At 60.1% G+C, this 20,482-nt stretch carries 15 protein-coding genes; 10 read left to right on the top strand and 5 right to left on the bottom strand.

Translation table 11 applies throughout. The annotated features are described in order from the left end of the window. Nucleotides 1-67 precede the first annotated feature (67 nt). From ubiM to sucC, 7 genes are all read left to right on the top strand, one after another. Entirely contained in the window at nucleotides 68-1,273 is a 1,206-nt protein-coding gene (gene ubiM / locus H6866_01410; GenBank protein USO07909.1) for a 5-demethoxyubiquinol-8 5-hydroxylase UbiM, read from the top strand. Nucleotides 1,274-1,361: 88 nt separating this feature from the next. Continuing rightward, nucleotides 1,362-2,321 (top strand): malate dehydrogenase, encoded by a 960-nt coding sequence (gene mdh / locus H6866_01405; protein ID USO07908.1) that lies wholly within the window; start codon nucleotides 1,362-1,364, stop codon nucleotides 2,319-2,321. Nucleotides 2,322-2,323: 2 nt separating this feature from the next. Further along, the gene (locus H6866_01400; protein ID USO07907.1) at nucleotides 2,324-3,076 is read left to right on the top strand and encodes a hypothetical protein; all 753 of its coding nucleotides are present in this window, start codon (nucleotides 2,324-2,326) and stop codon (nucleotides 3,074-3,076) included. 55 nt (nucleotides 3,077-3,131) lie between these two features. Then, nucleotides 3,132-4,001 (top strand): hypothetical protein, encoded by an 870-nt coding sequence (locus H6866_01395; protein USO07906.1) that lies wholly within the window; start codon nucleotides 3,132-3,134, stop codon nucleotides 3,999-4,001. Then, nucleotides 3,998-5,164: a helix-turn-helix transcriptional regulator gene (locus H6866_01390; GenBank protein ID USO07905.1), complete on the top strand. Its 1,167-nt coding sequence runs from the start codon at nucleotides 3,998-4,000 to the stop codon at nucleotides 5,162-5,164. The genes H6866_01395 and H6866_01390 overlap by 4 nt, the downstream gene beginning before the upstream one ends. Nucleotides 5,165-5,217: 53 nt before the next feature. Then, nucleotides 5,218-6,360 carry a helix-turn-helix transcriptional regulator gene (locus tag H6866_01385; protein ID USO07904.1) on the top strand — a complete coding sequence of 381 codons (1,143 nt, stop codon included), beginning with the start codon at nucleotides 5,218-5,220 and terminating at the stop codon, nucleotides 6,358-6,360. Nucleotides 6,361-6,446: 86 nt separating this feature from the next. Continuing rightward, the gene (sucC, locus tag H6866_01380) at nucleotides 6,447-7,652 is read left to right on the top strand and encodes an ADP-forming succinate--CoA ligase subunit beta (protein USO07903.1); all 1,206 of its coding nucleotides are present in this window, start codon (nucleotides 6,447-6,449) and stop codon (nucleotides 7,650-7,652) included. An 84-nt stretch (nucleotides 7,653-7,736) separates the two neighbouring features. Here sucC and H6866_01375 read toward each other — a convergent pair whose 3' ends face one another. Both H6866_01375 and H6866_01370 read right to left on the bottom strand, forming a co-directional pair. Further along, a complete protein-coding gene (locus tag H6866_01375) occupies nucleotides 7,737-8,531 on the bottom strand; it encodes an ATP-dependent Clp protease proteolytic subunit (GenBank protein ID USO07902.1) in 795 nt (264 codons plus the stop codon). A 105-nt stretch (nucleotides 8,532-8,636) separates the two neighbouring features. Next, nucleotides 8,637-10,433 (bottom strand): hypothetical protein, encoded by a 1,797-nt coding sequence (locus H6866_01370; GenBank protein USO07901.1) that lies wholly within the window; start codon nucleotides 10,431-10,433, stop codon nucleotides 8,637-8,639. Nucleotides 10,434-10,609: 176 nt separating this feature from the next. Between H6866_01370 and sucD the strand changes: the two genes are divergently transcribed. Then, the gene (gene sucD, locus H6866_01365; GenBank protein USO07900.1) at nucleotides 10,610-11,485 is read left to right on the top strand and encodes a succinate--CoA ligase subunit alpha; all 876 of its coding nucleotides are present in this window, start codon (nucleotides 10,610-10,612) and stop codon (nucleotides 11,483-11,485) included. Nucleotides 11,486-11,551: 66 nt separating this feature from the next. On the opposite strand, the gene H6866_01360 is transcribed toward sucD, so the two are convergent. Further along, entirely contained in the window at nucleotides 11,552-12,745 is a 1,194-nt protein-coding gene (locus H6866_01360; GenBank protein USO07899.1) for a carbohydrate porin, read from the bottom strand. A gap of 202 nt (nucleotides 12,746-12,947) precedes the next feature. Here H6866_01360 and H6866_01355 point away from each other — a divergent pair, with 202 nt between their 5' ends. Beyond that, on the top strand, nucleotides 12,948-14,969 hold the full coding sequence (locus tag H6866_01355) for a hypothetical protein (protein ID USO07898.1): 2,022 nt from the start codon (nucleotides 12,948-12,950) through the stop codon (nucleotides 14,967-14,969). Nucleotides 14,970-14,980: 11 nt separating this feature from the next. Here H6866_01355 and H6866_01350 read toward each other — a convergent pair whose 3' ends face one another. Beyond that, on the bottom strand, nucleotides 14,981-16,318 hold the full coding sequence (locus H6866_01350) for a lytic transglycosylase domain-containing protein (GenBank protein ID USO07897.1): 1,338 nt from the start codon (nucleotides 16,316-16,318) through the stop codon (nucleotides 14,981-14,983). A 511-nt stretch (nucleotides 16,319-16,829) separates the two neighbouring features. Between H6866_01350 and H6866_01345 the strand changes: the two genes are divergently transcribed. Next, nucleotides 16,830-17,666 (top strand): hypothetical protein, encoded by an 837-nt coding sequence (locus H6866_01345; GenBank protein ID USO07896.1) that lies wholly within the window; start codon nucleotides 16,830-16,832, stop codon nucleotides 17,664-17,666. Between the two features lie 30 nt (nucleotides 17,667-17,696). On the opposite strand, the gene secA is transcribed toward H6866_01345, so the two are convergent. Further along, complete coding sequence (gene secA, locus H6866_01340; protein ID USO07895.1) at nucleotides 17,697-20,435, bottom strand: preprotein translocase subunit SecA; 2,739 nt, start codon at nucleotides 20,433-20,435, stop codon at nucleotides 17,697-17,699. Nucleotides 20,436-20,482: the final 47 nt, after the last annotated feature.

Raw genomic sequence — 20,482 nt, 5'->3', positions numbered from 1 at the left:
TGTATGCGTCTTTACGATTCCATGAAAATGGGCGTATGTGTGGGGATCGCAATCAGCCGGAGGGGCCATGACGCGCGCGCAGACGCAAGAATTCGACATCGTGGTGGTGGGTGGCGGTCCCGCCGGTCTTTCCTTCGCGTGCCTGATGGAAGGGCGAGGGTTGAAGATTGCGGTCATCGAGGGACAGGCGGAATCCACGCTGGGTGCGCCGCCCTATGACGGGCGGGATATCGCGCTGACGCATAAATCCATCGGCATTATGCGTGCGGCGGGGATACTAGACCGCATTCCGGAGGCGCTGGACGCGCCGATCAAGCATGCCCGCGTTTTGAACGGCAATTCGGATTACAGTCTGCATTTCTTTCCCGATGACCGGGCGGACGGGGTTCTGGGCTGGCTGGCCAGCAACCATCTGATCCGCCGCGCATGTTACGAACAATTCAAGACTTGTCGTGACAGCATGTTGATCGCGGGCCAGCTTGTGCGTGCCGTAAACACGGATGCAAGGGGTGCGCGGGTGACGCTGGCCGACGGGCGCGTTTTGAACGCGCGGCTGGTCGTGGCGGCGGACAGCCGGTTTTCGGAGACGCGCCGCAAGATGGGCATTCCCACCCAGATGCGCGATTTCGGCCGGGTGTGCATCGTCTGCCGCATGGGTCACGCGCAGGCGCATGACGAAACCGCGTATGAATGTTTCCGTATGGACATGACTTTGGCGGTGTTGCCGGTCAGTCCGCATGAATCCTCGGTCGTTTTGACGCTTGCGTCGGATCGGGCGCAGGAAGCGATGTCGATGGACGAAGCCGCGTTCAACGCCATGGTCACCGAGCGTTTCCATGCGCGGTTCGGGCCGATGGCGTTGGCGGGCACGCGGCACGCCTATCCACTTGTCGCCACTTATGCGCGGCGTTTCCATGCCCAGCGTTTTGCCCTGCTGGGCGACGCGGCGGTGGGGATGCATCCGGTCACCGCGCACGGGTTCAATTTCGGTTTAAGCGGGGCGCAGTTTCTGGCGGATGAAATCACGCGCGCGCAGGGGTTGGGGCTGGATATCGGGTCGGGGACGCTTTTGGAGAAATATACGCGCGCACACCGGCGGGCGACGCATCCGCTTTACCTTGCGACCAATATGCTGGTCGGGCTTTACACCGATACGCGCCGCCCGGCGCGGATGGCGCGCGATGCGTTGTTACGGCTGGGCAACGCGTTTGCACCTGTGCGCAAGCTGATCACGCGCGAACTGACCAGCATTCCCGCGCAAAAGCGGGCGTAAGCTTCATCGCCCTACTTGTGCGAAGCGAAAAACGGGCTAACATCCCGTGCACGCACACAACACATCACACCGCAAGGAGACAAGGCATATGGCACGCGCGAAAATCGGACTGGTCGGGGCAGGGCAGATCGGGGGGACGCTGGCGCTGCTGGCTGGCCTTAAAGAGCTTGGCGACATCGTTCTGGTCGACGTGGCCGAGGGCGTGCCGCAGGGCAAGGGTCTGGACATCGCCGAGGCCGCGCCGGTCGAAGGGTTCGACGCGTCGGTCACGGGTTCCAACGATTACAGCGCGCTGGCGGGTGCCGACGTCGTGATCGTCACCGCAGGCGTGCCGCGTAAGCCGGGGATGAGCCGCGACGACCTGATCGGCATCAATACCGGCATCGTCAACACGGTTGGCGCAGGCATCAAACAGAATGCGCCCAACGCCTTCGTCATCGTCATCACCAACCCGCTGGACGCGATGGTCGAGGTGATGCAGCGCGCGACGGGTTTTGCCGCCAACAAGGTGGTGGGTATGGCGGGTGTGCTGGATTCCGCGCGCTTCCGTCATTTTCTGGCCGAGGAGTTCAAGGTTTCGGTCGAAGATGTCAATGCCTTCGTCCTTGGCGGGCACGGCGACACGATGGTGCCGTTGGTGCGGTATTCCACCGTCGCGGGCATTCCGTTGCCTGACATGATCAAGATGGGGTGGACGACGCAGGAGCGCCTCGATGCCATGGTCCAGCGCACGCGCGACGGCGGGGCCGAGATCGTGGCGCTTTTGAAAACGGGTTCGGCGTTTTACGCGCCGGCGTCGAGCGCGATCGCGATGGCGGAATCGTATCTGCGCGACAAGCGCCGCGTTCTGCCCTGCGCCGCCAAGCTGAACGGCGAATACGGGGTCAAGGGCCTGTATATCGGCGTGCCGTGCGTGATCGGCAAAAACGGGGTCGAGAAAATCGTCGAGATCAAGCTGAACGCGGACGAACAGAAAATGTTCGACAAATCTGTCGATGCGGTCAAAGGGCTGGTCGAGGTGATCGATAAGATGGGCAAGGCGGCCTGAAGGTGCATCCCGCACGCCAGCCGTTGATCATCGGTCTGCCCGGTTCGGGCAAGGAGGCGGTGAACCGGGAGATCGCCCGGATGCTGGGCCGCGAGGTCATCGAAACGGATCAGGCGTTCCGCCGTCTGCGCGCCGTATCATCCAGAGATCCGCATCCGGAAGGCGCGGTGATGCGCCGGTTTCTGGCGCGGGCCGAACATGAGTTTTCGGATATGTTCAACGCGCTGGCAGCGGCGGCGGAGCCGGACCCCCGTTCCGGAGGAAAATGCCGGTTATGGAACGGGAAATATTTCCGCACCGAATTCGGCGAGGCTGCGTTTCGCACCTTTGAAAGCGAGGTCGTGCGCTGGCTGGATAAAACGGGCGCGCTGGCGGGCAAGGTCGTCGATATCTCATCCTCATTGATCCTGCGCGAGGAAAATCGCCGAATACTGGACACGGACCGGTATGCCTATGTGCTGCTGGATACCGCGCATGAGGGGATCGTCGATAACCTGCTCGAAGGTTTCCGAGATTATCAACAGGATCATGTCGTGCGGCGCGGCGCCTATGAATTGGCCGCGCAAGCCGCGATTGCGGACGAAGGGCGGGACACCGACACGGTGGTACGCATGGGGTTGGAGCGGTTGTCGTTGCGGCATCGGGGCGAGCGCATGGCGCTGTTCAATGCGCTGGCCGTGCATCGTGTGCCGGTCGCGCGGGGCGAGGCGCCGGCGGTGGCGGCGTGTGCGATCATCCGTCATTTTAATCCGTGATGGCGCGTAAACGGAAAACTTGCGTGATGCAGATTCTTGTCATATTTCTGAATAAATGACCTCCGACCATACCGTTGCCGTGACCTATGCCGGACCGCCCGAAACTGTTCGCGGGCGGCCTACCTTGCGGCAGCATTTCATGAGCACCGTGGCGTTTCCTTCCGCCGATCGGCTGATCGCGCTGGGGTTCAATCCGTATGACGCGCATATGATGGAAACGTGCCTGTCCAACGAACGGCTGGCAGCATTGATGGTCAACGATTTCGGCGACCCGCCGCCGGGCGTTGCGTGGGGCGGTCTGAGCGGGGCGATCAAGGAACTGCGTGAGGGCGCATTCAATCCGGGCGGCGAATTCGTGGCGCGGTTTTGCGGTGCCCTGAACATCACGCCCGACCAGTTGGTGCATCCGGGGCGGCACGGGCCGATCGCGCACGGGATTGCCGAGGCCGGGGTTTTGGTGCTCAGCGAACTGACATTCGACGATCCGGCCTTTCATCGAGTGCGCCGCATGCTGGCGGGCGAGGTTGAAAAAGCCTGGCGGCTGGGCGAGGTGATGCAGGGGCACATGACGCTTTCAAATCGCGAGATTCTTGAGCGTATCGACCGTGCCTGGCAGCGCCGGGGGCGAGAGGGTCCCTTGCGCGGGTTTCCCTCTCATGACGCTATTTTCATGCGTTGGGAGGGTGGCCAGCGCATGATCATGCGCGCGTTTGCATACAGACTTCGGCGCAAGGAAGGCGCCGGTCAACTGTTGCAGGCGGCACAGGCGTTCAGGGCGTGGTGCCGTTCGCCCGAAACACGGATTTTTTTGGCGGCGGAAGCGAACCGGCGCGAAATCATGGCGTTTCTGGACGAGCGCGCGTTGGGGTTGCGTGGCGATGATGTGTACAGGATTCCCGATTTTGCGGGATGGTGGCCGGCATGAACCAGGGTCGGGGTGTGGCGGATACGGGCCTTGTCGCACGGCTTTTTGCCGATGCCGTCGCGACGAAAGCTATCGCGCCTTTTGGGCCTCGCGCGCAGGTGCGCGAGGCCATCGCGCGGGGTGAAAGCGCGTTCAAAAAATGGCGCGAGTTTTTCGGGGCCGATGCCTTGGATGTGGCGCAGGCTTTGGACATTCATCCGGAAGATTACCGCAGGATCGAGATCAACGCCTTTGTCAGCACGCCGGGCGATGTGCGCGCGTTCTGCCGGTATTTCAAGCTCAGTCCGCTGGATCTCGTGGATGATTACGACGTGATGCCGACCGGCGTCGCCGTGGCGCTGGCCGAGCGCGCGGGGGATAGGTTTTTGAACGCGCGCAAGCGTATGCGCGCGCAAGATGCCATTTTGGCCGAGATCGAAAAGACCGTCGCTATTTTCGGGCAGGAGCGTTTGTATCTGAACGAGGTCCGCGCGGGGCGGGTGCGCCTTACGGATATGGCGCTGCCGCGTCGCGCATTTGGCGCTTTGACGCTGGACAATCCTTTGGCGCGGCTGGTCGGCGGTTATGGCGACACGTTGAGCCTGATCGAGGATTGCGCGCAGGATGACGAGGTCTTGCTGGGCGAAGCGGAAGACACCCTTGCCCGTGCGGGTGGGCGGGAATGGAAGTCCCTGCAGGAACGATGGATGCAGCGGATGCTGGCGTTTTTCGCACGCATGGAATGCGAGGATGAAGATGTGGCCGGTCCGTTGATCGAAGATAGCATCGAAACGGTAGGGTTGGCACATACGCGGGCCACGTTTATCGACGAGCCTGGCCGTTTTGGTATCGAGCGCTGGCATGTGCCGCATGTCATCAACGGGCAGGTCTATGGATGGGAATCCGGCTGTCACGCCTTTTTCGATGCGCTTGAGCACTGGCGCGGCAACCAGTCCTTGCACACGTTGATGCAGGAACAGCGCGCGGTGGCAAATTCACGTCTGCGCGAGCTGGATGCGTGGGCCGAGCGCGCGCAGACGCAGGACCTGATTCAAGGGTTCAGCAATATTTGTGTCTTTGCGCGGTTATGTGATGACGATGCGCGGGTCGTTCGCGCGCTTGAACCTTTTTATGCACGGCCAGCCGCGCGTGTGTTCGGGCCGCAAGGTATGCGTATAACTTGAAAATCACGCCGGTTTCGGCCTAGGCTTTTTATAAAGGCAAAGGCATGGATCGAATGTCGTTTCTCAAAATGGGTTTCCAATTTGTGGTCCGCTTTGGGTTGGGCGGCAGGCTGCCTGACAGTGCCGCGCCCGCGCCGGTTTTCGTGCATAGGGGCGACACGGCGCTTGCGGCACACCGGATCGTCGCCGGGTGCAATGCGTTCATGGCGTGGCGGGAAAACCGCGGATTGAGCGAGGACGAAGCCGCCAAAGTCATGGGTGTCCAGCGGCGCAGATACCGGCACTTCGAAATGGGCGAATATCGCGGCCTGATGGAAGAGCATATACAAAAATTCTGCGATGCGTGCGGCATCCATGCCAGCGTTCTGGCACAGCCGGGCGCGCCGTTAAGCGAACCCCTGCTGCGCGTTCTGATCGCTGATTCCACGCACAAAAACCGGGGTATACGCAGGCTTGCGGAAAACGCGTTGCGAATGGAAATTCAACGCGCCTTCCGCGCCGTTCAGATACAGCGGGACGCCTGCATAAACGTCTGGAGCGACCGGATGATCGCGCCGTTTCTGGATATACTGGAAGGCCGTATTCCTCATGCCCGTCCGGGCGTCGTCGATCCCGAGGAAACGGCGGCGATGTATATGGAGGATGTCGACGAGCAAATCCGCGTTGCGCACTCGCGCACGCATCGTCCGGATTTTGTCCACGACGATATCTGGCGCACGTATTGGGATGCGGTGCTGCGTCTGTACGGGCCAAATCTTAACCTTGGTCCGAACATCGAAAATCTGCGCGCGCCGTTTCGCAAATATAAATGGGAATGGGATATGGTTTGCGGAATGGTGATGGACAACCCGGAAGTGTTGCACCCGATGCTGTGGGGCGACGACATGGGGTCGCAGATGGTCGGCGGCGAGATCATGAGCCGCGACGATGCGGTGCGGGCGATGCTGGACAATTACAAAGCCAACGAGGACCGCAACACCGCGATCAATATCGCGCACGGAACGGTAAGCAAGCTGAAGGCCGGGCTTGCGGGGTTCCGGGACTGGCTTAAACGTCCATCGACGCAGGATCTGTTTCGTTATGTGCGCAACCGCGAGGCTGCGCAGGCCGCGCTTGGGGTCGAGGCGCGGGGTAACGTGCCGATCGCGGGGGTTTTGCCGCCGCCCGCCAAAATGACGGGAATGAAGCCCGCATAAGGGGTTCCGGGCCGGTTTTTCCATGGTTTGCATTTGGTGCGCTGCGTGATAAAAAGGCGCAACCGCATCGCAACAAGGACATTCCCATGAACATCCATGAATATCAGGCCAAGGAATTGCTGACCAAATTCGGCGTGGCGACGCCCAAGGGCATCCCCGCGATGAGCGTGGCGGAGGCCGTGGCGGCGGTGAAGGATCTGCCCGGGCCGCTTTATGTCGTCAAATCGCAGATTCATGCGGGTGGACGCGGGGCCGGGAAATTCAAGAACAATCCGGAAGGCAAAGGCGGCGTGCGGCTGTGCAAATCGGCGGACGACGTCAAGGCTGCCGCCGAGGCGATGATGAATCAGGTGCTGGTCACCAAGCAGACGGGGCCCGAGGGCAAAGAGGTCAAGCGTCTGTACGTGACCGACGGGGTGGATATCGCCAAGGAATATTATTGCTCGGTCGTTCTCGACCGGGGGACCAGCTGCGTCACCTTCATGGTGTCGACCGAAGGCGGCATGGATATCGAGGAAGTGGCCGAAAAACACCCGGAAAAAATCATCAAGGTCGCGATCGATCCGGCGGCCGGGTTCCAGCCGCACCACGCGCGCGACCTCGCCTTCGGGCTTGGCCTTGCGGGGGATGCGCAGAAATCGGCGATGAAGTTCTTCGCCGCGCTTTACAAGGCGTTCGTCGATCTGGATGCCTCGATCGTCGAGATCAATCCGATGATCGTGACCGACAAGAACGAGGTCATGGCGCTGGACGCCAAGATGAATTTCGACGACAACGCCCTGTTCCGCCACAAGGACATCGCCGACATGCGCGATGAAAACGAAGAGGACCCAAGCGAAACCGAGGCGCATAAATGGGAATTGAACTATGTGCGCCTGGACGGTGAAATCGGGTGCATGGTCAATGGCGCGGGCCTTGCCATGGCGACTATGGACATCATCAAGCTGTATGGCGGCACGCCGGCCAACTTCCTTGATGTCGGCGGCGGCGCCACGACCGAGCGCGTGACGGCCGCGTTCAAGATCATTCTGGCCGACCCGAACGTCAAAGGCGTGCTGGTCAACATCTTCGGCGGGATCATGAAATGCGACATCATCGCCAACGGCATCGTCACGGCGGCGAGGGAAGTCAAACTGTCGGTTCCGCTGGTGGTCCGGCTTGAAGGCACGAACGTGGATCTGGGCAAGAAAATCCTGGCCGAATCCGGTTTGCCGATCATCGCCGCCGACAATCTGGCCGACGCCGCGGAAAAGGTCGTCAAGGCGACCAAGGACGCCAAAAAAGCGGCATAGCCGAATTGTGGATTGCCACGGCACCCTTGCGGGTGCACTTGTCACGGCACCCTTGCGGGTGCACCGCAATGACTGGAGATGGCCTCAGTGCCGCAGGCGGGCGGATGCCGAGCTGTTCCGGCAGATAGACCAGTTCCGGCGCAGTTCCGAGGCGCAAACGCTTGGCGGTGTATCCGGCAGCCGCGCGGCCGCTTCGTGCCGGATTGGCGGGGATACGTGATCGACGAAGTTCATCGCCTTGGCCTCGGACGCGGTCATATAAAAATCCTCCCGCATCATTTCGGCCAGTTCTGCGCGGGTATATCCGGTATGGCGGCTGAGGATGGTTTCTATCGCCTTTTTATTACCGTTGACCAGCGATGTCCGCCCCACCATGTCCGTAACGCGCCCTTGCGCAGACCAACTGGGTTGATGGTACATGAGGGTGCAATTCGGCATGGTGCTGCGCATTCCTGGTGTGCCCAACGTTGTCAGAAGGAAGGCACCCATCGATTGTGCCTCGCCGATGCACAGGGTCGAAATCGGGTTCGAAATCTGGGTCGTGACGAAGTCGTAAATCGCAAGGCCTTCATCCACCTCGCCCCCGCCAGAATTGATGTGAATGGCGATCGGCGCGCTTGACGACAGGCTGTTAAGCTGGCGTAGGCGTTTAATGACATAGGCCGTCATCTCGCGGTCGATCTTGCCGTAAATCAGCACGATGCGCTCATCGTCCGTACCGTATTTGGCGGTGCCCGGTTTAGGCCATGCGCCGGCGACGTTTTCCTGTGCGCGCGATGCAAGGGGCGGAGGCAGGTTCGATTCCCCAGCGGTGGCGGCGGATGCCGTCAGAAATGCGGACAGCGCGGCGCCAAGCGTCCATGTGGTGCGATTTTTCATGCGGGCTCCCGTTCAACTCTTTTTCTTTTTTTAAAAGCACAGCACGAATCCAGCATCCCACGCAAGTTTCACCTTGGCGCGTTGCGGAAATCAGGGCGATACGGGTCAGAGTCCTGGCGCGTGCGTTGGTTTTGCTGCGTCAGCGGGGGTGGGTTGTGTCGCGGGTTTGGCCATGTTGAGCGCGGCGGTCCAGTAGGTGCCGAGTTCTCCGCGCGCTTTTTGTACGCCGTTCCACACGCCAAGGCCGCGCAGGCCGATCTCGAAGGTCGAGGCCGTTTCCGGCACCGCGTCGCGCAGGGCATCGCGGGTTTTGGAATCGGCCGCGCAGATTTCGGCGGCGGTGTCACCCCGGGCCAGTTGGCGTTCGACGCCGTTGAGGGTTTTTGCGGCCCATGTGCCGACAAATTTCTGGATCGCGTCCGCGAATTCGGCGGCGGTGACGTTTGCGCCGCGGCGGAACAGGCCGTTCACTTTGGCGACCTTGACGTAGTAATGGCCGACATTTTCCTGAAAGGCCGCATTGCGGTTGCCGAAGCCGCGATACAGGCGTTCAAGCGATCTGGCATCGTTCATTTTCACGGTGGGGTGATGTTTGACCAGATAGGTCAGGAACGTGCCGCCCGCCGCGCCCAGCAAATGGTTTTCGGCGTAATAGCGTCCGACCTCTTTCGCGATCTGCGGCATGGTCAGGCCATCAAGCCGTGCGTCGTTCAGATAGGGCGCTTCGGTCTTCAGCACCTGTCCGAACAACTGGCCGCCGAAAACGGTCTGATAGGCGTAGTTCATCGCCTCGAACGCATAGGCGGGCACGCGGCCGTTTTTGACGTCCGCGACAAGTTTGCCGCTATAGTTTTTGACGGTTTCGTCGATTGCGAGGGTCAGGGCCCGGTCCTCGGCTTTCTGGGCATAGTCGCCGCCAGCGGCAAGGCGTTCTTTGGCCGATTTGTAGGCCGAGGTTTTTTGGGCGTAGCGGTGGATCCATGCCAGGGTGGTGGTGTCGATCGACTGGCGCGGGCCGCGGGCCGATGAGTTGCCGGATACCAGATCGTTGCCGGCGCCGGTTTCCTTCATCATCACCAGATAGGCGGCAAGGGGGGATGCGTTGGCGTCCCCGGCCTCCAGCGCGGAAAGGAACAGCGCCATTTTTTTGGAATCGTGGTGGTCGATCGACGTGGCCAGCGCCGCGGTGAGGGTGGAGCCGTTCAGAATACGCGGGTCGTGGCAGGCCGATTTGAAGGCGCTCATCGCCATGCCCTTTGGGGTGAAAAGAGGGGCGTATTGTTTTGCATTGACCGGCACGGCGGCTGCGCCGACGGCGAGGGCGGCGGCCCCGCCAAGGACGGCGATGCGGCGGGCTTTGCCGATGCCGAAGGCGGACATGGCGGCGGCATAGGAATCGGCGGCGAATTTGACCGTGTAATGCGGCAACAAAGCCAGTTTGAGTGCGGTGCCGAGCATACGGCCCACATTCGAAGCGGCAAGGCGGGCATAACCCCAGCCGCCGGCACGGATGGCGGCGGTATTGTCCATTTTGTCCTGGATGTCGGCGGCGTAAACGCGTTTGAATTTCAGGCCGTCGGCATCCATGTCAGTGAAGGGCACGCCGGATTTGCGTACGAATTCGCGCGCAAGACGGGTCGCGGAAAACAGGGCGGTTTTTCTGATTTTTCCGTCGCGGCTGGACAGCGCGAGATTGAGTTCGTCGAGACGTTCGCTTAATAGCTGGCGGCGGCCGCGTTTTAAAAAGGCGTCGATCGCATCGACGTTGGCGCCCAGAAACGCCTCGACCCTCAGGGCGTCGGCGGTGCCCAGCGTCTTGTGCAGCGCGGCGCGGTTCAGTTCATCTGCCTTGGCGACGGCCTTTTTCGAAATGCCTTCGATAAGAATGTCATTGGTGCTCATACGTGGGCCCTTTTATCGGCTTTGTTTCGTGCCCCTATACTAATATGTAAAGTATTAAAAATCTATTTTTTTATCTTTAAATATACGAAATCAGGGGCGAAATTAGGGGCTTAACGGGCGGGAGCGAATGGTCTAAACCTGTGGCGCAACCACCGCGAACAGCAACAGGATCGGATATGGCCGTACTCGTCGACAAGAACACCAAAGTCATCTGTCAGGGTTTTACCGGGGCGCAGGGGACGTTCCACTCGGAACAGGCCATCGCCTATGGCACCAAAATGGTCGGCGGGGTTACGCCCGGCAAGGGCGGGACCACGCATCTGGGCTTGCCGGTGTTCAACACGGTGCGCGAGGCCGTGGCCGCGACGGGGGCCAATGCCTCGGTCATCTATGTGCCGCCGCCGTTCGCGGCAGACGCGATTCTTGAGGCGATCGACGCCAAAATCCCGCTGGTCGTATGCATCACGGAAGGCATTCCGGCGCTGGACATGGTCAAGGTCAAAAAGGCGCTGTGTGGGTCGAATACGCGCCTGATCGGGCCGAACTGCCCCGGCGTCATTACGCCGGACGAATGCAAGATCGGCATCATGCCCGGCCATATCCACAAACGCGGCAAGGTGGGCATCGTTTCGCGCTCGGGCACGCTGACCTACGAAGCGGTGGCGCAAACCACGGCCGCGGGTCTGGGCCAGACCACCTGCATCGGCATCGGCGGCGACCCGGTCAACGGGACGAATTTCATCGACGCGCTCAAACTGTTCATGGACGACCCGGAAACGGAAGCCGTGATCATGATCGGCGAAATCGGCGGGCAGGCGGAAATCGACGCGGCCAAATGGTACAAGGCCTTGCCGAAGAAAAAGCCGATCGCCGGGTTCATCGCCGGGGCGACCGCGCCCAAGGGCAAGCGCATGGGCCATGCCGGGGCTATCATTTCCGGCGGCGACGACACCGCCGAGGCCAAGATCAAGGCGATGCGCGATGCCGGGTTCGTGGTGTCGGATTCTCCCGCCGGCCTGGGCGAAGCCGTCAAGAAAGCCATGGCGGCGTAAGAAAATCGTCAGAAATGAAAAAGGGCCGCTTCATGCGGCCCTTTTTCATGGTTCTTATGCTTCAGATCAAAAATCGACACCCAGACGGATGCCGCCGGTCCACGCGTTTTTGAGGTTTGGATCGGTGCCGGGGTTGACCGTGTATTGCAGGTCCGGCTGGATGGAAAGCCACGGCAGAAGCTTGTCGGCGTAGGTGAGTTCCCACTGGGTTTCCGTGCGGTCCACCGGTGCGTTGGCGGCAACGAATTTATCGGAATTGCGGACCCTCGTCACTGCCAGTCCCAGTTGTCCGTCGGCGCGGTTCGGGATGAAGCCGCTCATGACGGCACCAAAGCTCCAGTTGCTTTTGAACGATTCAACATCGCCCGCGGTAAAGCCGATGCGGGCGAATGCGCTGATGTCTTTTCCGTCCTGATTGTAGAAGGAATGATCGCCCAGAAAGTAGTACCCCTTGCTGGTTGCCGGATTTCCGGTCTGTTGGTCGGCGCGTTTGCCGGTGTATTGCCATACGCCCACAGCCAATTTGCCCAGATTTTCATCGTCCAGCCCGCCTTCAATAACATCCAGCGCGCCGTCTTTCTTTTTGAACTGGATATGCGTCCCGCGTCCGTTGTTCACGTTGCCGGGGACGCCGTCAAAGATGGCGGCCTTGATATAGGTATTGTCTGTCGGTTTGACGTTGATGCGCACACCCAAAGACGTGGTTGGAAAGATCGACGGGCCGTTGTCGCCGGTTGCCGCCATTTCCGTGCCGATGCCGTAGGTGGGGTTTAAAAACAGGCCGCTGGTATCGGTGATGTAGAATTCGGAATTCAGGTCGTGCAGACCGGCCAGAACCGATACGCGGTCGCCCCAGAAATTCTGTTCAGCCCAAAGTTCGTACAGCTTGAACGCATTGTTGCCGGTTTCAATGTTATCGATGCCGCCGTTGCTGCCCACCAGCGCTGTGTTGGGCCGACCGCCATCGTTGTTAAGAAGATAGGCGAAAAGGGTCAGGCCCTGAATGCCCAAGGCTTTTTCACCGTCCAGCGTTGCCTGAAGGTCAAGATTGTCGAGACCGCGGTTTCCTTTGCCGATACCGCCCGAGAAATTGCGCCAGAGATCGAATTTGTAATAGGCGTCGAGCGAAAGCCCGGCATCATACAGGCGCGAACGCAAACCGCCCCAGTCGCCGGTCAGTTTTTCTTCCTGAAAATTCGGCTTTTCATCCTGCGCCAGCGCGCCCGGGCACGAACACGCGATAATGGAAAACGATAGCATTAAACTCAAAAAAGAGATTTTTTTCATATTGTGAGCCCGTGTCCTTTAAGCAGTTTTATGAATATACAATTGTTTGCATAGTAATAAAGCGCAGCATTATTTGACGCTTATTACGGCCTGCGTCATAATGACACAGGCTATAGCTGCGGCATAGAGGCGGCCCTTCCTTTTTTCATAATTTTATTTGCAGAGGCGCGACCCAATGAAACCTGACAAAAGCATATTGGGTTATGCGGTTATACTTGTACTTGGCGCGCTGATCGTCTTTTTCGTCCATGGCAAGGCGGGCAAGGATTATGATGCCGCCCTAAATCAATACCGCAAGACATCGGATATGGACGCGGTGGCCGAGGCGGAGCGGATCCAGTTGGCCTTTCGTCAGATCTATCAAAACATTCGCACCATCAGCCTGTTGCCAAGCGTGCGTAATATTTCGCGCCATGGAGAAAACCTGAACGAGGACGGGCGGCATTCCATTCAGCAGATCTACAACAACATCGCTTCAAACGTGGCGGTGTCGGAGGTCTATATCGTTCCGGCTGACATTGACCCGGACAAGGTCGATCCCGCAACCGGCAAGCCGGGAGAACCAATCCTGATGTTCGACCATGTGGACATGGGGACTGCGGGGGAGGCGGCGGCCGAAGATGATGCGCCGCCCGCGCATGAGGAAGTCGAAATTCACGAATATCGTCAGTTGCGCGACCAGATGGCGTGGCTGGGTACGAAATATGCGGATATGTCGTCGATCCATAGCATGGACGATGTTCCTGTCATCAGCGGGCGCGAAATCATCACCTGTGACAACACTGACTACGATAAAACGTTGAACGATGCGGACCGCATGGGGGTTTTATTCTCGGTTCCGTTTTTTGGCCCGGATGGAAAATTCAAAGGAGCGGTATCGGCCGTGATCCGTACGGATGCCTTGCGCGAGATGCTGCCGCAGTCGGATGCGGCGCTGTTGAATCAGGCGTACGGGTATGATGTGTCGCCGGCAACGCCGGGGCAGGAAGGCGCATCGGCTGAATTTGTCGCGGAAGGAAAGCCGGATCCGTCATTGATCTTTTCGACCGTCAAAGTCATTGAAACCAAGGATCCACAAAGCCAGTGGGATCTTTGGATCGGATATCCGAACAGCCGCTTTCTGGATGGTGCCGAGGCCACGGGGATCCGCGTCTTTGCATATGTTGGCTATGCTTTCGCCGCCCTGTTTGTCCTGATCAGCATGGGGATCACGGTCCTGATCAAGCGTACCATGCGTATGATCAACGCCAACAATGCCGCGCTGGAGCGCAAGGTCGAGGAGCGCACGTCGGAAGTGCGCGCCATGGCGGATGAACAAGAAAGGCAAAGAGCCGCATCGGAAGAAGAAAAACGTCGGGCCATGAAACAGATGGCAGAAAGTTTCGATCAGCGCGTGGGCGGCATCATCCGTGGACTGGCCAAGGCAACCGAGGTGATGACACAGACATCCATGAACATGAAGGAAGCCTCGCATCAGACCACGCAGATCAGCGCCAATGTCGCCGCCGGTGCGACGCAGGCCGATGCCAACGTGCAGACGGTGGCTTCCGCCGCGGAAGAGCTGGCGGCATCCAGCGCCGAGATCGCGCGTCAGGTGGAATCCGTCGCGAAAATGGCCATGGCGACCGAGCAGAACGCGCAAATCACGCGCCAGTCGGTGCAGGAGCTTAACACGCTGGCCGATTCCATCGGCGATGTGATCGGCACCATCAAGGACATCGCGGACCAGACCAACCTTTTGGCGCTGAATGCTACGATCGAGGCGGCGCGCGCGGGCGAAGCCGGGAAGGGCTTTTCGGTCGTGGCGGACGAGGTCAAAAAACTGGCGAACGAAACCGCGGTCAAGACCGAAGAAATCGACGATCGTGTCGGGCGTATCCAGCAAGCCATTCGTAAAAGTGTGGCCGCGATGGAACAGATCATGGAAAGCGTGGCCCAGATCAATACGTCCACGACATCCGTTTCCGGCGCCGTGGAACAGCAAAACGCGGCCACATCCGAAATCGGCCGCAATATTACCGAGGCGTCTAGCGGCACGCAGCAGGTATCGGCATCCATCATGCAGGTGCGCCATAATGCCGACGAAACCGGTTCTTCCGCGGAAATGGTCTATAACGAGTCCAGCAATCTTCTGGAGCAGACGAAGGTGCTGCAAAAAGAAGTTTCCGCCTTTTTGAACGAATTGCTGGCGGCGTAATTCAGCCCGGCCTAGCGGCGGTAGGCGAGGGCGGTGTGGCTGCTGTGGCCTTTGCGGGCAAGGAATTTTGCATGCGCGGCGTTTTCCACCTGTACCGGGGCCGCATGGCGTTTGAAGATGCCGGCGATTTTTGCGACATAGTTGCGCGTTTCGCTCGGCGCGTAGGCCAGGAAGTTGTTTCCGCCCTGCGCCCGGGCGCGCAGTACACCGGCGGCGCCCCAGTTATAGCGGGCCAGCGCCTCGGCCACGTTGCCGCGCGCGGCGGTCAGATTTTCGCCCATGATGCGGGCGGCGGTGCGCACCGAGTCCACGAAGGAGAACGGGTTTTCCAGGCCGTAACCTTGCGCGGTCTTGGGCATGATCTGCATCGGGCCCATCGCGCCCGCGTTTGAAACCGCGGCGGCAAAGCGACCGGATTCCGTGCGCAGGATGCCGGGGATCAGTTTGCGAACCGTATTGTGGAAGCGGGATGGGGTTTGGCCGCTGATATCGACGGTCTGCGGGTTCAGGCCGCGTTGGCGCTCGAAGCCATGTTCTTCCAGCGCGCGCACCCAGGCGGCGCGGTGGGCCTTGTCCTCGGGCACGCGGCTGATGTCGCGGTCGGCCAGCACGTTTTTCAGGATCAGCGGTTGGCCCTTGTGGTAACCGATGACGGAGTCGGCGGTCCAGTTCTCTGCCTTCATCGCGGCGGCGGAACGTTTCAGGGCCGATGCCAGATGTTTGTTCAAATAGCGGGTCGCATGGACGGCGCGGCGGCGGCTCCAGAATTTGAATACGCGAACCTTGGTGGTGCCGGTCGCGTGGGGGCTGATCAGCGGTTTGGCCGCGGGTTCGGCGGTCGGGCGCGCATCGGCGGCGGCTTGCGCGGCGGAAGGCAGTTGGTCAAAGTCGGGCAGGGCGGCCAATTGTATCGTCTTGGGCGCGCCGGGGCCGGTGATGCCAAAGCGTGCGGCGGCGCGTTCAACCGGACCTGACAATTTGGCCAGACCACCGAAAACGGTGGTGGCCGGGGCGGCTTCCTGTTTTACCGGCACCGTATCCGCGTCCAATGTTGCGCGGGCGATTGCGCGGCCTTGCTGAAGCCTATCACGCAGATGTGCGTATGCCTGAGGGTCGCGGAAATCGGGTACGGCCAGATTAAAGGCTCCGGAAGCCGTGCGATAGGCCGAGGGCCCCCTTGCGGTTTTAGCCGCATCGTCGTTCTGGGTCAGGCCGGAGATTTGCGGTGTCCACACGCCGGTTTTGGCGGCGCTGCCGATTGCTGCAGCGCCAAGCAGAACGCCCGCAAAAATTGCGAGTCGATTCAAATAGCGACCAAGTCCGCTTTTACCGGAAAGTTTCCGTTTCATAGGTACCGCCGTAAGGTTAGAACACACACACTTAATCGACGGTCTTTGCCGTCTTCGTTAATAGAAAGTTACCAGAAAGACCGGTGAAATACAAAGTTTTGTTTTAGAATATGTAAAATAATGGCTGCGCGCCAGTGGGGATCAAAAAAAGCACCAAAAACACGACTTAATTCTTTTTATTAGAAAGTATTCACAATACTCTGTTTTTAAATAAAAAAATTATTTTATTTTGTGTTATTTATTACCTCCTTTTTTGTCCTCGAGATAGGCTCGGTTTTTTATGGCAATTTTGAATAAAGGCGCATGGAATCCCGGCCCTGCGGCAATTTTGCACAGGGGGGAGCGTGGCGCGTGCGTGGTTGCCCAAACCAGACCTGACCATGGCGTAAGGACGTTCCGGGATCGCGGTGCGCAAGTCGTGCGCGGGCTATAGGCATCGTTGCCCGGTTTGGGTAAAACCCTAGATGTCGTGTCGAGGCACGACATCTAGCCATTTAAGGAGATCGGGACCATGAGCCAGCCATACCGCATGCGGGTCGTACCGTGGTGGACGGACGGGTGCGCACGGTTTGTGACGGGTGTCTTCAAATGGTGGCCGCGGGTTTTGGGGCGCGCCTTGAAGGTGCTGGAATACGGGGCGGGGAATTCGACCCTGTATCTGCTGGCCCGTGGGGCGCGGGTGGTGAGTATCGAACATGATGCCGGTTATCGCGGATTTGTGCGCGGGGCTGCCGAACAGGCCGGGTACAAGGTGGTGGAAACGCCGCCTGAGGGGTTCGCGCCCACGATGCTGGACGCATACGATCTGGTGCTGATCGCGGCCACGGGGTTTGCCGAAACCGAGCGTATTTTATGCGTGGGGTCGTGGGACGTCGTCATTAATGACGGGATCGGTCGGCGCGAGGTGCTGGAGATCATCCGCGAAAAAGCGATCGGTGCGCTGATCATCCTTGATAATGTCGAGTATTGTGCCAATTGGGGGCGGCTGGACCGGACCAGCGCCAAGCCGGATTTGATGCGCGTCTATCGCGCGATGCTGCGTGACGCGGCATGGCGGCATTATATTTTCGAGCAGCCGGAGGGGCGCGAAGGGCATGGACAGGCCGACGCGGCGGGGTGGGAGTCGCCGCATCGCTGGGCGTCCGCCGTTTTGTGGCCGCAGGGCCATGATTTCGCGCGGTTGATGGTGACGCAGATCGGTTGGCCGCTGGTCAATCCGCAGGGCGCGGACGACGCGGATCTGGAGGATATAGGCGTGCGTTGCCCGTTCGATTGGGAGTCGATGCGCTGGCTTAAAGACCCGTTCCCGCCGGAGCTGGATCTCAAGCTGGCGCGGGATTTCGATTAATGTTGTTTCGCGGTTAACTGGCCGCGGTTTCTAGCCGCTGGCTTTGAGCGCGCCGTGGCAGTGCTTGTATTTCTTGCCCGATCCGCAGGGGCAGGCAGCGTTGCGCGGCAGGTTGACCCATGTGGCCGGGTCGTTCTGGTCGAAGGCCGCGTTGGTCGCGGGCCGTATCGGCATGGAGGCAGGCGGTGTCGCGGCAGGTTGCGCCTGCGCCGCCGGAGCAGCCGGGTCCTGCCGGGTTTCCAGCGTTTGTGCCGGTTTTGCGGGCTGCATGTTCAGTGTGCCTGACGCCGGGTCGATTTCGACATGGGCCAGCGTCTGGGTCACGGTTTCGCGCAGCGAGCCAAGCATGCTCTGAAACAGGCCAAACGCCTCGGCCTTGTATTCGTTAAGCGGGTCGCGCTGGCCGAAGGCGCGCAGATTGATGCCCTGACGCAGATGGTCGAGGGTGAGCAGGTGTTCCTTCCATGCGTGGTCGAGGCGTTGGAGCACCACCGCCTTTTCGATGCGGCGGAACATGTCGGGGCCGTTGTGCGCGGCCTTTTCGGCCATCAGGGTATCGATGGAATCGAGGATACGTTTTTCAAATTCGGTTTCGTCGATCCCTTCCTCCTTCGCCCAGTCGGCCAGCGGCAGGTCGCGGTTGAGGATGCGGTGCGTGTCGGCACTCAATCCCTCGATATTCCATTGTTCGGGGTAGGAGTGTTCGGGAATGGCGCTGGCCACCATGTCGTAAACGACGTCGGCGCGCATGTCGCGGACCAGATCCTCGATTCCGGTGGCGGACATGATTTCGCGGCGCTGTTCGTAGATCACCTTGCGCTGGTCGTTCATTACGTTGTCGAATTTGAGCAGGTTCTTGCGGATTTCGTAGTTCTGCTGTTCGACCTTGTTTTGTGCCTTTTCCAGCGTCTTGGAAATCAGCGGGTGGGACAACGCCTCGCCGTCGCGCAGGCCGATCTTGCGGTGCGCGAGCAGGGGTTCAAGCCGTTCGGCCCCGAAGATGCGCATCAGGTCGTCCTCAAGCGAGAGGAAGAACACCGTGGCGCCGGGGTCGCCCTGACGGCCCGAACGGCCGCGCAGCTGGTTGTCGATGCGGCGGGATTCGTGACGTTCGGTGCCGATGACCATCAACCCGCCCGCGGTGCGGGCCTGTTCACGCGCATGGGCGATCTGGTTGCGGATTTCGGCTTCGGCTGCTGCGCGCTGTTCGGGGGGCATGTCCGCCGGGATTTCGGCGGCCGTGCGCATTTCAAAGTTGCCGCCAAGCTGGATGTCGGTGCCGCGCCCCGCCATGTTGGTGGCGATGGTCACCGCGCCGGGCACGCCGGCCTGGGCAATGATCTGCGCTTCCTGTTCGTGGTAGCGGGCGTTGAGCACCTGATGCGGAATTTTGAGCTTTTTCAGCTCGGCCGAAAGCATTTCCGACTTTTCGATCGAGGTGGTGCCAACCAGAACCGGCTGGCTGCGCGCGTGCGCCTCGCGGATCAGGTCGAGGATCGCCGAAAGTTTGTTGGCATAGGATTTATAGATGCGGTCGTTGTGGTCGATCCGCGCCACCGCGACGTTGGTCGGAATTTCAAGGACGTCGAGGTTATAGATGTCGGCGAATTCGGTTTCCTCGGTCTTGGCCGTGCCGGTCATGCCCGCCAGTTTCGGGTACATGCGGAAATAGTTCTGGAAGGTGATCGAGGCCAGAGTCTGGTTTTCGTTTTCGACGTGCACGCCTTCCTTGGCTTCCAGCGCCTGATGCAGGCCGTCTGAATAACGGCGGCCTTCCATCATGCGGCCGGTGAATTCGTCGATGATCACGACCTTGCCGGACTTGACGATGTAATCGACGTCGCGGGCGAAAAGCTTGTGCGCCTTGAGCGCCTGATTGAGATGGTGCACCACCGCGACGTTGTGCGCGTCGTACAGCCCGCCATTGGCAAGCAGGCCGCGTTCGCGCAGCAGGTTTTCGGCGTGTTCGACCCCGGCCTCGGACAGGGCGACGGTGCGGGATTTTTCGTCCTTTTCATAGTCGGAATCCGCGAGCAGCGGAATGATTTCGTTGACCGCGACATACAGGGCCGATGAATCCTCGGCCGGGCCGGAGATGATCAAGGGGGTGCGCGCCTCGTCGATCAGGATCGAGTCCACCTCGTCCACGATCGCGAAGTTGAAGGGCCTTTGGACCATGTCCTCCAGCCTGAATTTCATGTTGTCGCGCAGATAGTCGAAGCCGAATTCGTTGTTGGTGCCGTAGGTGATGTCGGCGGCATAGGCGGCCTTGCGCTGCGCGTCCGGGATGTTCGGCAGGATCATGCCGACCGACATGCCAAGGAAATTGTAAATACGTCCCATCCATTCGGCATCGCGGCGGGCAAGGTAGTCGTTGACGGTGACGACGTGCACGCCCTTGCCGCTTAGGGCGTTGAGGTAAACCGGCAGGGTGGCGACCAGGGTTTTTCCCTCGCCGGTGCGCATTTCGGCGATGCGGCCTTGGTGCAGCGCCATGCCGCCAATCAACTGGACGTCGTAGTGGCGCTGGCCTAGGACGCGGCGGGCCGCCTCGCGCACAGTGGCGAACGCCTCGGGCAGCAGGGTGTCAAGATGCGCACCGTTCGCCAGGCGTTCCCGGAATTCGACGGTCTTGGCCTTCAGCGCCTCGTCGCTCAGGGCCGTGAATTCGGGTTCCAGCGCGTTGATGCGGGCGACCGGCTTGGAAAGGCGGCGCAGGTTGCGGTCGTTGTTGGAGCCGAAGAGTCGGGCGGCGAGGGCGAGTACCATAATATGTGCTGTCCTGAGTTATCGTAAATATGTAATCCGCACATATA

This window comes from Rhodospirillales bacterium (assembly GCA_023898805.1).
Lineage (GTDB): Bacteria > Pseudomonadota > Alphaproteobacteria > Micavibrionales > UBA1664 > UBA6145.
This window is presented reverse-complemented; position numbering and strand designations above follow the sequence as displayed.

What these genes read in the sequence shown, in the direction of transcription:
- H6866_01370 (USO07901.1), bottom strand. Translation starts at nt 10,433, where the DNA reads ATGAGCACCAATGACATTCTTATCGAAGGCATTTCGAAAAAGGCCGTC.
- H6866_01355 (USO07898.1), top strand. Translation starts at nt 12,948, where the DNA reads ATGAAACCTGACAAAAGCATATTGGGTTATGCGGTTATACTTGTACTT.
- sucD (USO07900.1), top strand. Translation starts at nt 10,610, where the DNA reads ATGGCCGTACTCGTCGACAAGAACACCAAAGTCATCTGTCAGGGTTTT.
- H6866_01390 (USO07905.1), top strand. Translation starts at nt 3,998, where the DNA reads ATGAACCAGGGTCGGGGTGTGGCGGATACGGGCCTTGTCGCACGGCTT.
- H6866_01395 (USO07906.1), top strand. Translation starts at nt 3,132, where the DNA reads ATGACCTCCGACCATACCGTTGCCGTGACCTATGCCGGACCGCCCGAA.
- mdh (USO07908.1), top strand. Translation starts at nt 1,362, where the DNA reads ATGGCACGCGCGAAAATCGGACTGGTCGGGGCAGGGCAGATCGGGGGG.
- secA (USO07895.1), bottom strand. Translation starts at nt 20,435, where the DNA reads ATGGTACTCGCCCTCGCCGCCCGACTCTTCGGCTCCAACAACGACCGC.
- H6866_01345 (USO07896.1), top strand. Translation starts at nt 16,830, where the DNA reads ATGAGCCAGCCATACCGCATGCGGGTCGTACCGTGGTGGACGGACGGG.
- H6866_01360 (USO07899.1), bottom strand. Translation starts at nt 12,745, where the DNA reads ATGCTATCGTTTTCCATTATCGCGTGTTCGTGCCCGGGCGCGCTGGCG.
- H6866_01350 (USO07897.1), bottom strand. Translation starts at nt 16,318, where the DNA reads ATGAAACGGAAACTTTCCGGTAAAAGCGGACTTGGTCGCTATTTGAAT.
- H6866_01385 (USO07904.1), top strand. Translation starts at nt 5,218, where the DNA reads ATGTCGTTTCTCAAAATGGGTTTCCAATTTGTGGTCCGCTTTGGGTTG.
- ubiM (USO07909.1), top strand. Translation starts at nt 68, where the DNA reads ATGACGCGCGCGCAGACGCAAGAATTCGACATCGTGGTGGTGGGTGGC.
- H6866_01375 (USO07902.1), bottom strand. Translation starts at nt 8,531, where the DNA reads ATGAAAAATCGCACCACATGGACGCTTGGCGCCGCGCTGTCCGCATTT.
- sucC (USO07903.1), top strand. Translation starts at nt 6,447, where the DNA reads ATGAACATCCATGAATATCAGGCCAAGGAATTGCTGACCAAATTCGGC.